Source organism: Bacillus sp. JJ722, from assembly GCF_036963345.1.
Classification (GTDB): domain Bacteria; phylum Bacillota; class Bacilli; order Bacillales; family DSM-1321; genus Bacillus_AD.
In genome coordinates this window covers 1-16,354 of the sequence record NZ_JBALMO010000214.1, presented here as the reverse complement: position 1 = coordinate 16,354, position 16,354 = coordinate 1, and the positions used below count along the sequence as shown (strand labels likewise).

The 16,354-nt window shown below is 33.9% G+C and carries 13 protein-coding genes; all 13 read right to left on the bottom strand.

Features of this window, described 5'->3' with window-relative positions; translation table 11 throughout:
* Positions 1 to 398: 398 nt before the first annotated feature.
* The 13 genes from V7014_RS21405 to V7014_RS21350 all read right to left on the bottom strand — a co-directional run bounded on the left by V7014_RS21405 (position 399) and on the right by V7014_RS21350 (position 16,124).
* Positions 399 to 1,148 (bottom strand): aminoglycoside phosphotransferase family protein, encoded by a 750-nt coding sequence (locus V7014_RS21405; protein ID WP_335510136.1) that lies wholly within the window; start codon positions 1,146 to 1,148, stop codon positions 399 to 401.
* On the bottom strand, positions 1,145 to 1,315 hold the full coding sequence (locus V7014_RS21400; protein ID WP_335510132.1) for a hypothetical protein: 171 nt from the start codon (positions 1,313 to 1,315) through the stop codon (positions 1,145 to 1,147). Before V7014_RS21400 ends, V7014_RS21405 begins: the two co-directional genes overlap by 4 nt.
* 387 nt (positions 1,316 to 1,702) lie before the next feature.
* Positions 1,703 to 2,677, bottom strand: a complete 975-nt coding sequence (locus V7014_RS21395; RefSeq protein WP_335510130.1) for a DUF4179 domain-containing protein — start codon at positions 2,675 to 2,677, stop codon at positions 1,703 to 1,705.
* Positions 2,667 to 3,197, bottom strand: a complete 531-nt coding sequence (locus V7014_RS21390) for an RNA polymerase sigma factor (RefSeq protein ID WP_335510128.1) — start codon at positions 3,195 to 3,197, stop codon at positions 2,667 to 2,669. Before V7014_RS21390 ends, V7014_RS21395 begins: the two co-directional genes overlap by 11 nt.
* Before the next feature lie 344 nt (positions 3,198 to 3,541).
* Positions 3,542 to 3,625 carry a putative holin-like toxin gene (locus tag V7014_RS27345; protein WP_438824956.1) on the bottom strand — a complete coding sequence of 28 codons (84 nt, stop codon included), beginning with the start codon at positions 3,623 to 3,625 and terminating at the stop codon, positions 3,542 to 3,544.
* A gap of 297 nt (positions 3,626 to 3,922) precedes the next feature.
* Positions 3,923 to 5,689: a thiol reductant ABC exporter subunit CydC gene (gene cydC, locus V7014_RS21385; RefSeq protein WP_335510126.1), complete on the bottom strand. Its 1,767-nt coding sequence runs from the start codon at positions 5,687 to 5,689 to the stop codon at positions 3,923 to 3,925.
* The gene (gene cydD, locus V7014_RS21380) at positions 5,679 to 7,418 is read right to left on the bottom strand and encodes a thiol reductant ABC exporter subunit CydD (RefSeq protein ID WP_438824955.1); all 1,740 of its coding nucleotides are present in this window, start codon (positions 7,416 to 7,418) and stop codon (positions 5,679 to 5,681) included. The genes cydC (V7014_RS21385) and cydD (V7014_RS21380) overlap by 11 nt, the downstream gene beginning before the upstream one ends.
* On the bottom strand, positions 7,418 to 8,434 hold the full coding sequence (cydB, locus tag V7014_RS21375) for a cytochrome d ubiquinol oxidase subunit II (protein WP_335510122.1): 1,017 nt from the start codon (positions 8,432 to 8,434) through the stop codon (positions 7,418 to 7,420). Before cydB (V7014_RS21375) ends, cydD (V7014_RS21380) begins: the two co-directional genes overlap by 1 nt.
* The gene (locus V7014_RS21370; protein ID WP_335510120.1) at positions 8,431 to 9,825 is read right to left on the bottom strand and encodes a cytochrome ubiquinol oxidase subunit I; all 1,395 of its coding nucleotides are present in this window, start codon (positions 9,823 to 9,825) and stop codon (positions 8,431 to 8,433) included. Before V7014_RS21370 ends, cydB (V7014_RS21375) begins: the two co-directional genes overlap by 4 nt.
* A 390-nt stretch (positions 9,826 to 10,215) precedes the next feature.
* On the bottom strand, positions 10,216 to 11,988 hold the full coding sequence (gene cydC, locus V7014_RS21365) for a thiol reductant ABC exporter subunit CydC (RefSeq protein ID WP_335510118.1): 1,773 nt from the start codon (positions 11,986 to 11,988) through the stop codon (positions 10,216 to 10,218).
* Positions 11,981 to 13,717 (bottom strand): thiol reductant ABC exporter subunit CydD, encoded by a 1,737-nt coding sequence (gene cydD / locus V7014_RS21360; RefSeq protein WP_335510134.1) that lies wholly within the window; start codon positions 13,715 to 13,717, stop codon positions 11,981 to 11,983. The genes cydC (V7014_RS21365) and cydD (V7014_RS21360) overlap by 8 nt, the downstream gene beginning before the upstream one ends.
* On the bottom strand, positions 13,717 to 14,733 hold the full coding sequence (cydB, locus tag V7014_RS21355; protein ID WP_335510117.1) for a cytochrome d ubiquinol oxidase subunit II: 1,017 nt from the start codon (positions 14,731 to 14,733) through the stop codon (positions 13,717 to 13,719). The genes cydD (V7014_RS21360) and cydB (V7014_RS21355) overlap by 1 nt, the downstream gene beginning before the upstream one ends.
* Positions 14,730 to 16,124: a cytochrome ubiquinol oxidase subunit I gene (locus tag V7014_RS21350; protein ID WP_335510115.1), complete on the bottom strand. Its 1,395-nt coding sequence runs from the start codon at positions 16,122 to 16,124 to the stop codon at positions 14,730 to 14,732. The genes cydB (V7014_RS21355) and V7014_RS21350 overlap by 4 nt, the downstream gene beginning before the upstream one ends.
* Positions 16,125 to 16,354: the final 230 nt, after the last annotated feature.

Genomic DNA, 16,354 nt, shown 5'->3' with positions numbered 1-16,354 from the left:
ATACTAAAAAATCTTTTAAAACTTTTGGATGCTTTGTTTTCATCAAATATCACCTCTGATTCTCCTATTTTATCACATTAAAAGGTTCCCAAATGTATATTTGGGAACCTTTTTTAAAAATTGTTAGCAAATCTGCTAGAATGTCTGATTAAATTTGTTGAAAAATCAAAAACACTAAACTAATAAGACGGTAAGTTGTTTTCTATGTTGAACATGGCGTGTCGCTCAGGATCTCTCAGACGAAATTAGAAATAGATTTGTAGTACCTTATAAATCATAATTTTTATCAAACTTTATAATAAAAAACTGTTAAACATATTTTCCATGAATAATATGTTTAACAGTTGTAATAATAGTAACCCCACAAGATGGTACATTATCATGTAAACCATTTTCGTTTACACTACTGTCACCAACTCTTTTTTATACCAGTTAGGAACAATACACTTAAAATTATTATGGTCTTTTATAACATCAAGAGAATATTCTAAAAGCAGATCAAATTGTTCTTGGCTTCTTTTTTTACCCCATACAAGAGCTGAAACAATATGAATGGCACTGTATAATGTATATAGTTCCCAAAAAGATTTATTTATCTTTTGCTTTTCATGATAACCATCAATAATACCTTTTGTAAACTCAATGCTTATGCGTTTCGAAAAGAAACCTAATTTTTGTAAATCATGAATAGGGTCACCCCAGTCCATTCTTTGAAAATCGATAATACCCGAGAAACTTTTATTATGTATCAAGATATTTGATGGATGAAAATCATCATGTTGAAACTTGTTTGGTCTTTCTTTCATCAATATTTCATTCTCTTTTATATAGGTTTCAATCATCTCCTTAATACTATCATCTACTTCTACTGTCTTTAATTCCATTAAGTATTTATCACTTTTTTCCTTTTTTAAATAATACCATGATGGATAATTTAAAGGTGCTGACAAGTTATGTAGTTTCTTCAACTCTTTTCCTGCTAAAAATCCTGCCGTGTATTGATCTTTCTCGCTTAATTCACACAAAGCGATCTCTGCATCATCTCCTTGTATATATGTGAGAACCATATAAGCCTTATTAATCTTTGCTAATTTAGCAAAGTGTAAACCTTTTGGTATATAACTTGAATACGTGGCTAATTGATTTATAGTATCGAATTCTTCTTTTCTTTTACTAAATTCTTCAATAGGAAAATCCTTAGAAGGTATTTATTATCAATTACATACTTCTCATCATGTGAAAATCCTTTGTTTACTTCAATAATTGAATGCGCATCTTTTAAATAGGGGATCTTTTCCTTTATATAATTATCCATTAAATCACGTCCCAACATTTCGAATAATCTAACATAGTTCTTGTATTGTAGAATAATTTTGTGCAGGTTACAATCTTGTATTTTACTAAAATCCTAAAAGGAAAAATATAGTGTGTTGCTGAGAAGCTCTCAGGCGAAATTAGAAATTGTTTTATAGATATTAGGTATGGTTATTCGAAATGTGTAGCGTCAGGAAAATGCGGATTTACAACGGTTAAATTTTTTTATCATAAAAAATCCCGACATATCTAATGATAGTAAGATACGTCGGGATTTTAATTTTAGGTATACAACCATTCAAAATTACTATAATTGTTCAATATTTATTTTTTAAGCAGTTCCACTTCACCAATTCCCTCTACAATTAGTTTTAGCTTTTTGGCATTGTTATAAGATGTTATTGGAAAGTTCGTTGAAATAATCGTCATTATTTTTTATATCCCTACTAAACCCACTATCTGAATAATATTCATTCCCATTTTCATCTATGATTTTCATACGATGTGCAAAATTATTTTCATCTTCATATGTCCCATCTAATGAAAATGTTAGATTTAATGATGTTGGATTTGCAGTGGCTGTAGAAACTTTGAGAATAGATTGTTGATCGTACATGACATATTCAATAGTCAAATTTTCTTTTGTATTATTTAAGTTGGCTACTGACAGTTCCCATTTTCCATCCATTTTCTTGATTTTCCTCTCCGAACCATAAAATAGATTGATACTTTCCACTTCTATTACAGCATCTTTTAATGTAGGAATAATTCCTTTATGAGATTCCATTAATACATCAAATTGAACTTTTCCCGTTTTTGTGTCCAAGATAGGATTATGGTATTCAAGGACAGACATATATTGGTTATTTCCTTTTAAGGGTTTTGTATCTGGAATAAATTCTTCAATGTATTCCCCGTCTCCATTCTTTAACCGATAATCCATTGAAATTTCTTCAACATTATTTAGGACTGTTGGATCCTTAAATACTAACTGAAAGCTCATTCCTATTTTATTAGCGTCTAAAAAATGACGCTCTAGTGTTATATTAATATTCTGATCGGTAGCTGTACTATTATTTTCTTGTGTAAACCCATTATTTACGGCTTGTTCTACACCTTCATCTCCAAAGTTAAAGAATTGATTAATACCAGCCATTACATGTTCATTTGTAAGGACGACACCAGTTACGATAAGACTGCAAGCAGCTGCTGCTACTCTATTCCAAATCAAATTGGCTTTTTTCTTCTTTGATTTAGCACGAATAATATCATAGGATTGATCTAAAGAGTGCCTTACCTTAATAGGTATTTCCTTCTTTTCATTCATCATCTGATTAAACTCTTTTTCGAAGCTATTTTTCATAGACCATCACTCCCTCATTTTTATAATAGTTATTTCGCAAGATCGACTTTGCCCTAGAAAGTCTGGATTTAATCGTCCCTTCAGGCTCTTTTAAAAACTGACTAATTTCTTTAACATTCAATCCAACAATATAGTACAAAATAAGCGCTAACCTATAGACTTCATTTAAACTATTAAGCGCATCCTCTAACTCGATTTTCTGAAATTCATCATTTCCTTTTTCCGAGAATAAATGCTCATTAAACACCGAAACGTTTTTATTCTTATTGAGCAAGCTGTTACATTTATTTGTTAAGATTTCACAAATCCAAGTATTAAAGTACTCCTCATTTTTTAGAGTATGTAATTTTTCATATGCAGATATAATAGCATCCTGCATAGCATCAGCTACATCTTCATCATTGTTTAATAATCTACTTGCTGTGCGGAATAATACATCTTCATATTGCTTTACAAGTGAAACGAATGCTTCTCCATCTCCTTTTTTTGCCTTTTTGACCAAGGCTTTTAGTGATCCCATTCAGGCACCCCCTTACTAGTTATTTTGTTTTTCAAATATTAGATATGGGAGACTATCAATTGGTTGCATTGAATGAAATGATTTTATAAATCTCATAATATTTTTATTGTGTAGTTATAAAATAATTTTATCATCATTTCAAGATCGCCCTAACTGATAGACACAATATCAGTTGTAAAAAGAATATAATAAGGTATAATGAAAATAAGAAATCAATATAATAAAAAAGACCGCTCAGTGTCTCACCACTAAACGGTCTGCAATAGAAGATTCCCTTCAAGGGGGTCAGGTACAATAAGAGCGAAATAATCCACTTCCTATCGAGCGGCTAACTCAAGGGTGGATTATTTTTTTTGGTTAAATGACAAAATCGCAACAATTAAACTAGCGAAAGCAAATGTCATCATCATTGCTTCAAAAACTGTCATGCAGCATCACCCCCTTTACTTGGAAGTGTGCTGACCACCCTTGAGAAAACCTATTCTATTGCTATTTTAATTATACCACAAACAAGAATATATGTTCGTATTTTTTTATCATTATACTAGTAATAAAATTAATAATAGAAGAATGTAAAAAACAAGCTTTGATAGCAAATACCAGAGCTTGTTTTCGTTTAAGAATTTTTAAAATAATTTGTTGTTGATCACATTGAAATAGAGTGTTTTTCCGTCCAGCTCCGAGCACCCAACGCCTAGTGAACGGGTGCTCTCCACTCTTGGATCTTACATCGGTCGGTCCAGGCGATATAAATTGGCATAACGGATGTTATCTTTCAATAAATCCTCATGCGTTCCTTCCATTTGGATATGTCCATTTTCCAAAAATATTATTCGGTTTACCTCTTCAACACCGACTAAATGGTGAGTAATCCATAAGACTGTTTTTCCTTGTAGTGTTTTGAAGATCGTATTTAATAAATTTCTTTCTGTAATGGCATCAAGTCCAACTGTTGGTTCATCTAGTATAACAATTGGTGTTTTTTGTAATAAAATACGAGCTAATGCGATTCGTTGACGTTCTCCACCAGAGAATCGTCCTCCTAATTCACGCATTCTAGTATGATACCCTTCAGGTAAAGAGCTAATATAATCATGCATGTTGACTTGTTTAGCCGCTTCAATTACTTCTCCATCTGTTGCATTTGGATTACCAAGACGTATATTGTTCATTACTGTGGAGTCAAATAAATGTGGCTTTTGCTGTAAAACTGAAATCAATTGACTAATGTCTTCTTTAACTTCAGAAACGGGTATATCATTGATATTGATTTGTCCATTTGTTGTCGTCAATGAGCCTAACAATAGTTTGGCAATTGTACTTTTACCAGCACCACTTCTTCCAAGCAACGCAACACGTTCTCCTTGTTTCAACTGAATTGATACATTTTCAAGTATAGCTTTCGTTTCTTCATTATATGAAAAAGTAACACTCTTCATAGCAACAGTAACACTTCTGGAGCTAAGTATTGCTTGTACGTTTTCTTTATTTGAGTTTTCTTCCCCGTCATTTGCATCATTTATTTGATTCAATCTTGATAATGAATTCTCATAACTAGGAAGAGAACTGATTGCATCAGGTAGTGGCGCAATTGCTTCAAGTATTGGAAATGCAACTAGTACAAAGGCTGCAATCCATATGTGACTAAATACTCCTGTCTCTACACTATAACTTGCAAAACAAATCATACTAACGAGTAAAATAGTAAAGACGAATTGAAGCAATAAGTTTCGACTGCGGCTGAATCGAGCTGTTTGATCTTCTAATTCATCTTGATGCTTTTCTTGTTCTTCATAGCTTTTCAAGAAGTCTTCATGTCTACCGCTTATTCTCCAATCACTAATTCCCATGACTGCATCAGCTAAAGTACGGTATAAATTGTTACGAGATTCTTTCATTTGTTCTTGCCTTGCTCTCGTTACCAGTAAAGATACAAGTGGAAACAACACAATCAAAACGAAAAGAATTAATAACATGAACAGTGCAAAAGGAATGGAGAAGAAACCTAATGCTAAAATGCTGATTACATATAAGATAGTCGCAACAATACTTGGGAAAATCGTCTGCAAGTATAAATTTTGCATGTGCTCTAAGTCATCGGCTAATACGCCAAGTAAATCTCCTGTTGAATAACGAGATTTTAAGACTAATGCTTGTTTCTCTAATCGTTGATATAATCTAACACGCATGGATGATAAAAACTTTAAAACTACATTATGACTTGTTAAGCGTTCTAAATAGCTAAAGACAGGACGAGCTATACCAAATGTACGAACAAGTACAATTGGTATATAAACCATCAATATATTTTCCGGCACTGTAGCTGATTTCGAGATTAAATGACCGGAAGTGAACATTAAGGCACTTGCGCTAATAAATGTTAAAGTACCAAGGAGAAGTACAAGACATAGCAATCGTTTGTTTTGCTTTACATATGGTATAACCCATGAAGTATACAGTACACGATTCACAATACGATTTTTATTTGTCATGCTGCTCCCCCGTTCCGTTCATTTGTGCTTGAATTAATTGATAGTAATATCCTTTTGTATTAACAAGTTCTTCATGTGCTCCCACTTCTACAATCTTTCCGTGATCAAGTACAATAATTTGATCCATTTCCATCATCCAATGAAGCCTATGGGTAGCAAAGAAAACGAGTCGATTTTCAAATAATGGTAACATATTATTTTTAAGCTCCCACTCTGTTTCGATGTCTAAATGAGCAGTTGGTTCATCAAACAAAAGAATTTTACGCTTATCATCTAGAAAAGCACGTGCTAATGCTATCCTTTGTTCTTGTCCTCCACTTAAAATTCGACCACTTTCTCCAATTTGCTCCTCATATCCATTTGGTAATGTAGAGATTACTTCTGATAAGCCAGATCTTTCACTCGCTTTTTCAATATCTTCTGATGTTGCATTCGGAGTATAGAAGGAGATGTTATTTGCTACTGTATTATGAAAGATATAAGGATGTTGTGGAATATAAAGTAGTTGTTCTTGCCAACTTTGTTCGCTAAAATCAGTAAGGACCTCACCATTTACTTTAATAGAAGCAGAATTTGGCTCACTAAATCCACCAAGAATATTAATCAATGTTGATTTTCCGGAACCACTCGCTCCTATGATTCCTATTTTTCCATATCCATTCCAAGAGAATGATAGGTCCTTCAGTGTTGACTCGTGTGCATCAGGGTGTCTGAATGTTAAGTTCGATACACTTATTTCTGAATTGTCATTCCAACTTCCTAATTCAATAGATTTCGTTTGTTCTTTATCTGGTAAATTAACGACTCTACTAATTGCTTGGAAAGCATTCTTACCATCAAGTGTTGCATGGTAATCTGTTCCGAACTCACGAATAGGAACAAAATATTCGGGTGCTAAAATCAACACTGTAAGTGCTGGTAGTAAAAACATATTTTCATCTATTAATCCCAAGCCTAAAAACAATGCTATGATAGCCACTGATAAACTAGAGAAGAAATCAAGTGCAAAAGTTGACAAGAAGGCGTATCTCAATGTTCCCATAGTGGATTTACGATAATTTTCACTTACTTTTTCAATGTTACGATCGTATCGTTTACTTAATCCTAATAAACGTAGTGTTTCTAATCCACGTAAAGAATCAACGAAGTGATTAGATAACAGTTGATGAGATTCATATTGCGCATCTGCTTTCTTCTTGGCTGCAATTCCTAGTATAATCATAAAAATAATTAGCGTCGGTAAGACGAGCAATAGAATTATCCCAGAGCGAACATCTAATGTTAAAGTATACACAAAAATCATAATCGGAATAATAATCATATTCATTACTTTAGGAAGAAACAGTTTAATATACGTTTCTAGTTGTGACACACCTTCTAAAGCCATCGTAACTAAATGTCCCGTTCCTTCTTGTTCCGTAATATTTGGTCCTAGTTTAAATAACTTATTTGTGAACTCCTGACGAATCATTGAACCCGTTTTTGTTGCATATGTATGTATTCGATTATCTCTCCAAAAGATAATGACCTGTTTTGCTAAATAAAAAGTCACAAACAAAAGGATAGGAAGAAGCTGTAAAGACAGCTTCTCCCCATTAAAAAGATTTGTGACTGTAATAGCCAAATATTTAGCTTGGAATATGATTGACACTCCTTGCAAAATAGCCATAACCGTCAGGAAAGTCATAATCCTTTTAAATCCATTTAATTGTAATAATGATTTATCGATCATTTATAACTCACCGTTTCTTTGTCGCTAACACGTTTACGGAAAATATAGTAGCTCCAGATTTGGTATCCTAAAACGAATGGCAATAATGTTAGAGCAATTTTAGTCATAACTGACAATGTATATTGACCACTAGCAGCATTAGTTATAGTTAAATTAAACGCTGGATCAGTAGAACTAATCATTATCCTTGGGAATAATCCAACAAATAACATACTAACTGTCAGTACAATCGTTAAACCTGACATTGTAAATGCCCATCCCTCTTTTCGTTTATTCGCAAGCACAAAACCAAGTACAGCAGTTAAAACAATAGAAACAAGAAATACTGGTGTTGCTAATGGACGAGCGGTGAATAAATCTGTCTCTGTATATGTTAATACGGCGAATGCTACTAATCCTACGAATAAAATAATATATACTTTATTTAATAGTTTTATTGCTCGGTCATGAACATTTCCCATCGTTCTTAAACCGATGAATGTTAGACCATGAATCAATGATAATAATACTACTGCAACGCCACCTACAACAGAATACACATTTACATAATCAGTGAAGGTTCCCCATAATGTCATTGTTTCATCAATAGGCATACCTTGTACTAAGCTTGTAAATAGAACACCTAAAATAAATGGAGCACCTACACTACCGATAAAAATTAACCAATGCCAAAAATTATTCCATTTGCTATTTAAAGCATGATGACTATATTCTATACCAACCCCACGTGCAATTAAACAAAGTAAGAAGAAAACAAATGGTATATAGTATCCACTAAACATTGTTGCGTACCAGTGAGGGAATGCTGCAAAAATAGCTCCACCAGCAGTTATTAACCAAACTTCATTTCCATCCCAAAAAGGTCCAATCGTTTTCAATAATTGATTACGCTCTGCTTCATTTTTCGCAATAAGACGCGTTGACATTCCAACACCAAAATCAAAACCTTCAAGAAAGAAGAACCCAACAAATAGCACGGCGATAAGAATAAACCAAAGTTCATTTAAGGTCATTGTTGAAACGCCTCCTTATTTAGTAACTCAACACTATCATCTTTGATTTCAGGAGGGTATGGCCCTTTTTTCACTACTTTTGTTACCATATAAACCATGATAATTCCTAAAATTAAGTAAGAACCACAAAATACAATGATTGAGAAAAGTAGTGAGCCGGCTGATACATTCGGCGATACAGATTGAGCTGTAGTATATAATCCCATTACTGTCCATGGTTGACGGCCGATTTCAGTCATAATCCAACCTGCTGTATTAGCGATAAATGGTAAAGAAATAGATGCTACCATTGCTTTTAATAGCCAACGTTGTTTGACAATTGCTTCTCGTTTCATGAAAATCATACCTAGAATTGACAATATAATCATTAATCCACCAAAGGCAGCCATGATTCTAAAGCTCCAATATACACTTTCAACATGAGGAATATAATTAACACCTTCCCCATATTCTTTTTCATACTTAGCTTGTAATGTTTTCATACCTTCTACAGATCCGTCGAATTTATTATAAGCTAAGAAACTTAACAAATATGGGATTTCAATTGACCATTCATTTTTCATTTCCTCTGGATTTAAATCAGCAATTAATGACCAAGAAGCAGGGTCTCCACTGTCTTCCCATAATCCTTCACTTGCAGCCATTTTCATTGGTTGTGTTTCCATTAAATATTGGGCTTGTGAGTGACCGCTTACTGCAATTCCAATACCAGTAATAAGTGAAATAATCATCGCAATTTTGAATGATTTATGGAAAAAGTCAATATTTCGTTTTTTCAATAGATTATAAGCACTTATACCACCGACAAGTAAAGCTCCTGTTGCTAATGCTCCAAATAGTACGTGAGGGTATTCAACTAGTAATTGACCATTTGTAGCTAGTGCCATGAAATCATTTAGTACAGGTTTACCATCAACGATTTCAATTCCTACTGGGTGCTGCATGAATGCATTAGCTGCTAAAATCCAAAGTGCAGATAGCATCGTGCCAATTGATACCATCCACGCAGAAAATGCCATTACCCATTTCGGTAACTTTTCTCGTCCAAAAATCCAAATACCAATAAACGTAGATTCAATAAAGAATGCTAATAATGCTTCAATAGCTAACGGTGCTCCAAATACATCTCCTACAAAACGAGAGTATTCTGACCAGTTCATGCCAAATTGGAATTCTTGTAAAATCCCGGTTACGACACCAATAGCGAATGAGAGTAAAAATATCTTCCCCCAAAACTTAGACATGTCTAGATAAACTTGTTTCTTCTTAACAACATAAAGTGTTTCCATAATTGCTACGATAAAAATTGTTCCAATTGAGAGCGGTACAAATAAAAAGTGGAATATTGTCGTAGCCGCATATTGAAAACGGGCTAACTCAAGTACATCCATGTTGTTTCTCCTCCTTCTTCTTCAGTTAGTATACAAACGATGATTTTAAAAGAAATTTTTGTTCAATAATTCACAATTCTTCAAATATTATGTGATAGCTTGTTGAACATATTGTAATGAAGCTAAAATTTTTATTTTTTTTACTCAACTTCATTTAGATATTTCCAAAATCATCCCCTCACCAACTATTCTATTGCTAAAATGAAATATTTTCTATATTTAACTCGATATGTAGGAATCTAGACAAAGTTCAAAAAAATGTGCGGGAATTTTAGAGCATATTGTTTGATTTTGATATTTATATATAGTAATAATTGTTTATTTATACTAATTAGCGATATCCTACAAAAGACCGATTAGTTAAATACTAATCGGTCTTTTGTAGTCTTATTAAAACGGTCTATCCATTCGATAAAGCTTTGCATATCTTTCATTTGTTTGTAATAGCTCTTTATGTGTGCCTTTCATTTGGATCTTTCCATCTTCCATAAAGAGAATTTGATCCATTCTTTCTACTCCCACTAGATGATGAGTAATCCATAATAATGTTTTGCCTTGTAGACTTGTAAAGATCGTATGTAATAAATCACGTTCTGTTACAGCGTCAAGCCCTACTGTCGGTTCATCTAGAATGACAATTGGTGTTTGTTGGAGAAGAATTCTTGCCAAAGCAATTCGTTGTCTTTCCCCTCCAGAGAATCTTCCTCCTAATTCACGCATCCTCGTTTGATATCCATCTGGAAGTGAACTAATATACTCATGCATCTTCACTTGTTTTGCTACTTCTATCACTTCTTCATCTGATGCTTTTGGATTACCAAGTCGAATATTATTCATAACAGAAGTATCAAATAAATGTGGCTTTTGCTGTAGCACAGAAATGAATTTATAAATTTCATCATGCAGTGTATCAACTGGCACATTATTAATAGTAATCGTACCATTTGATGGTGTTATCGCGCTAAGTAATAACTTAGCTATAGTACTTTTTCCAGCGCCACTTTTTCCAAGAATAGCGATTTGCTGACCTTGTTCGATTCCCAATGAGAAGTTATTGAGAACTAAATGTTCTAAATCCGTATTATACGAAAAGCATACCTGATCCATTTCAATTGTTAACGACGATTGGTTGATTAGTTCTTCCACTGCTTGTTTATCTAACGCACTTCGTGTAGAAGACTCTACCCCATCAATATTATTCATACGATTTAATGAATTTTCGTAGCCTGGCAATTGGCTAATCGCCTCAGGAATAGGTGAAAATGCTTCGATCATAGGGAAAACAACTAAAACGAAAGCCGCAATCCAAATATGAGTAAATACGTTTGCCTCAACACTGTTACTTGCAAACCAAATCATCGAAATCAGAACTACTGTAACCATAATTTGAAACCAAAAGTTGCGTCTACGATTAAATAACTCCATTTCAGCTTCCAATTGATCCTGTGCGCTTTCTTGCTGCTCATAGCTTTTCAGAAAATCAGCTTGGCGTCCACTGATCTTCCAATCGCTAATTCCCATAACAGCATCGCCCAATCTTTTGTATAACTCATTTCGTGCTTGTTTGATTTGAGCCTGTTTTTGTCTTGTTACTAATAAAGATACTAACGGAAATAACACAACCAGAACAAATAGAAACAATGCCATTAGTAAGGCGAATGGTAATGAAAAGAAACCTAATGCAATGACTGCTAGTATATAGAGAATGACCGCAATAACGCTCGGGAAAATAGTTTTTAAATATAAATTTTGCATTTGCTCTAAGTCATCTGCTAATACACCTAACAAATCACCCGTTGAGAAACGAGATTTTAAATGTAGGGCTTGTACTTCTAATTTTTGATATAAACGAACGCGCATTGCGGACAAAAACTTTAATACAAGATTATGACTTGAGAGCCTTTCTACATAACGAAATACGGGTCTTGCAATACCAAATGTACGTACGAGAACTATTGGTACATAAACCATTAAGATATTTTCTGGTCGAGTCGCTGACTTCGATATTAAATGTCCGGAAGTAAACATTAATGCACTCGCACTAAAAAACGTTAAAATACCTAGAAGTAGTACAAGAAAAAGTAATTTTTTGTTTTGTTGTAAATAAGGTTTCACCCATGAATCGTTCAGAACAGCTTTGATTGTACGAATTGTCCTAGCCATGTTGTTCCTCCGTTCCATGCATTTGTGCTTGTATTAATTGTTTGTAATAACCATTTGCCTGTATTAACTCATCATGCGTACCAGTTTCTACAATTTCACCATGATCCATTACAATTATGTAATCCATCTCCAGCATCCAATGCAATCGATGCGTCGCAAAGAAAACAAGTCGATCATTAAATAATGGAAGAATATTTTGTTTCAATTCCCATTCAGTTTCAATATCTAAATGAGCCGTTGGTTCATCAAATAAAAGAATTTTTCGCTTATCATCAAGGAAAGCTCTTGCTAATGCAATTCTTTGTTCTTGTCCACCACTTAATAGGCGACCACTTTCACCAATAGATTCATCTAAACCATTTGGTAAAGATTCGATTATATTTGTTAACCCAGCAAGACGACACGCATTTTCAATATCTTCTATAGATGCATTAGGAGTATAAAATGAAACATTCCCTGCCACTGTATCATTAAAAATATATGGGTGTTGAGGAATATACAAAATCTGCTCCTGCCAATTGCCATAATCGAAACCATGTGATAACTCTTGGTCAATTCGTATATCGGCAGTTGTTGGATGTGCAAATCCACCTAATACATTGATTAATGTAGACTTTCCTGCCCCACTTGCTCCGATAATGCCTACTTTACCAAAACCTTTCCATGTAAAAGAGAGATCTTTTAAAGAATGCTGATTGGTGTCACTATATTGAAGAGATAAATTAGCTACATCTAATGTTGATTCCTTACTCCATTGAGGAATCGAAACATCAATTTGTTGTTCATGTTCAGGTATATCAATAATCCGATTAATGGCTTGAAGTGAGTTTTTACCATCTAATGTAGCATGATAATCTGTTCCAAAATCACGTATTGGTAAGAAATATTCAGGAGCTAAAATTAACACTGTCAGTGCAGGCAGAAGCATAATTTCACCGTTAATCAACCCTAAACCTAGAAATAATGCAACTATTGCTACTGATAAACTTGAAAAGAAATCTAATGCAAAAGTTGATAAAAAAGCAAACTTTAATGCACCCATCGTTGATTTTCTATATTTTTCACTTACATCACTTATATTACGATCATAGTTCTTACTTAAACCCAATAATCGCAACGTTTCTAAGCCTCTTAAAGAATCTACAAAATGATTAGATAGTGTACGATAAGATTCATATTGCCTATCAGCTTTCTTCTGTGCAGCAATTCCTAGAATGATCATAAAGAAAATTAATGTTGGTAACACAATAAGCAAAATAACAGCTGATCTTGTATCCAATAAAAGGGTGTAAGCAAAAATGAGGATTGGAATAACACTCATATTCAACACTTTCGGAATGAACAATTTCAAATAGGTCTCTATTTGTGTGATTCCTTCTAATGCCTTTGTTACAAGATTTCCTGTTCCTTCTACTTCTGTTACATTCGGTCCTAATGCAAATAATTTCTTTGTGAATTGTTGGCGAATACTCGAACCTGCTTCTGAAGCAAAGTGAGTCATTCGCTTATCGCGAAGCCTTATAAGCAATTGTCTCCCTAAGTAAAAGATCGTAAATAAGAATATAGGGAGTAGCTGTAACGACAGCTTCTCCCCATTAAATAAATTTGTAATGGTAATAGCCAAATATTTCGCTTGAAATATAATGGCTACACCTTGAAGAACAGAAATGAAAAACAAAAAAACAAATGTAAATTTAAAACCTTTTAATTTAAATAATGATTTGTCCATCATTCATAATTCACCGTATCCTTATCACTAATACGTTTACGGAAAACATAGTAGCTCCAAATTTGATTACCAATAATAAATGGTAGTAAAGTAAAGGCGATTTTTGTCATTATCGATAATGTATATTGACCACTTGCAGCATTTTCAATCGTTAAGTTGAAAGCAGGATCAATAGAGCTAATCATCAATCGTGGGAATAATCCTACAAATACCATAGTAATTGTGAGTATAAATGTGATTCCTGTCATGATGAATGCCCAGCCTTCTTTACGCTTATTAGCAAAAATAAACCCAAGCACAGCTGTTAAAGCAATTCCAACGAGAAATACTGGAGTAGCTATAGGTCGTACTGTGAATATATCTGTATTGTAGTAAGTTAATACAGCAAATATTACAAGCCCGACAAGTAATGCCCAGTAAACTTTATTTAATAATGAAAGTGCCCTTTTATGAACAGCGCCCTCTGTACGTATACCAATGAATGTTAAACCGTGAACAAGTGATAATAATACAACCGCAATTCCACCAACTATTGAATATATATTTACATAGTCAGTAAATGTTGCCCACATTGTCATATTCTCATCAATTGGCATACCTCGTAAAAGACTTGTAAACAGTACTCCCAGTAAGAAAGGAGCTAATACACTTCCAATAAAAATCAACAAATGCCAAATATTTCTGGCTTTATCACTAATTGCGTGATGGCTATATTCAATCCCTACACCTCGAGCTATTAAAGCCAATAAGAAAAATACAAATGGAATATAGTATCCACTGAACATAGTTGCGTACCAATGTGGAAATGCAGCGAATATAGCTCCACCAGCGGTAATAAGCCATACTTCATTTGCATCCCAGAAAGGTCCAATTGTGTTAATTAATTGATCTCGCTCTTTTGTATTACGAGCAATCAGACGAGTAGACATCCCTACACCAAAATCAAACCCTTCTAAGAAGAAGAACCCTATAAACAAAACGGCAATAATGATGAACCAAATTTCATTTAATGTCATTGTCCAAATGCCTCCTTGCTTAATAAGTCTACATCTTCTTCTACTTCAATTTTATCGTAAGGTCCTTTTTTCACTACGCGAATAACCATGTAGACCATGATTCCACCAAGAATTAAGTATGAACCACAGAACACAGTGATAGAGAATAATAATTCAGCTGCCGTTACGTTTGGTGAAACGGATTGAGCAGTTGTAAATAATCCAAATACAGTCCAAGGCTGACGGCCAACCTCTGTCATAATCCAACCAGCTGTATTTCCAATAAATGGCATAGGAATCATCCAAACCATTGCTTTTAAGAACCACGGTTTACTGCTTAATGTTTTCTTTTTGTTGAAAAATAATGCAAACATTGCAATAAGAATCATAAGCCCACCGACAGCAACCATAATACGGAAGCTCCAGAAAACAGCTTCTACTGGTGGAATGTAGTCAATACCTTCTCCATACAATTTCTCATAAGTTGCTTGAATAGTTTTCATACCTTCAACTGATCCTTCAAATGAATCATATGCTAATAAACTAAGCATAAATGGAATTTCAATTGACCAGTTATTCTTCATTTCTTCAGTATCCATATCTGCTATCAATGCCCATGAAGCTGGATCTCCACTATCTTCCCAAAGCGCTTCACTTGCAGCCATTTTCATCGGTTGTGAAGTCATAAGATGTTGAGCTTGTGAATGTCCACTTGCTCCAATCCCTATACCACTAACTAATGCAATGATCATCGCGATAATGAAAGAACGTTGGAAAAATTCCATGTTACGTTTCTTTAAAATATTAAATGCACTTATTCCACCTACAACGAATGCACCAGTTGCTAATGCACCAAAGATTGTATGTGGGAATTCCACTAATAACTGTGGATTAGTAGCTAGTGCCATGAAATCATTGAGTACAGGTTTACCATCTACAATTTCAATTCCAACTGGCTCTTGCATGAAAGAGTTTGCCGCTAAAATCCAAAATGCCGATAACATAGTTCCTATAGAAACCATCCAAGCGGAAAATGCCATTACCCACTTCGGTAACTTATCTCGTCCAAAGATCCAAACACCTATGAACGTTGATTCAATAAAGAACGCTAATAATGATTCAATGGCGAGTGGTGCACCGAATACATCACCTACAAATCGAGAGTATTCTGACCAGTTCATTCCGAATTGGAATTCTTGAAAAATACCGGTGACTACTCCAATGGCAAATGATAATAAAAATATTTTGCCCCAAAACTTTGCCATATCCAAATAAATTTTCTTTTTCTTGACGACATATAATGTTTCCATAATGGCTACGATAAAAATGGTACCAATTGACAACGGTACGAAGAAAAAGTGGAAAATCGTCGTAGCTGCATATTGAAAACGAGCTAAATCAAGAACATCCATGTTGCAATTCCTCCTTTATTGTTCAGTAGTAAATTCGTTTCACTTAGCCAAACATTGTTAACTTGTTCACAAACATACCTAGTGTTAGTTGTTCAATCATTCACAAACAACATTAATCTTCATCCAAAATTAATGTTAACCTCTAATTGTTTTATCACAGTGCTTATATTGTTAACTAACGTAAAAATAAAACCCTTAAAACAACTTACTAATTACTACGTAAAAGATTA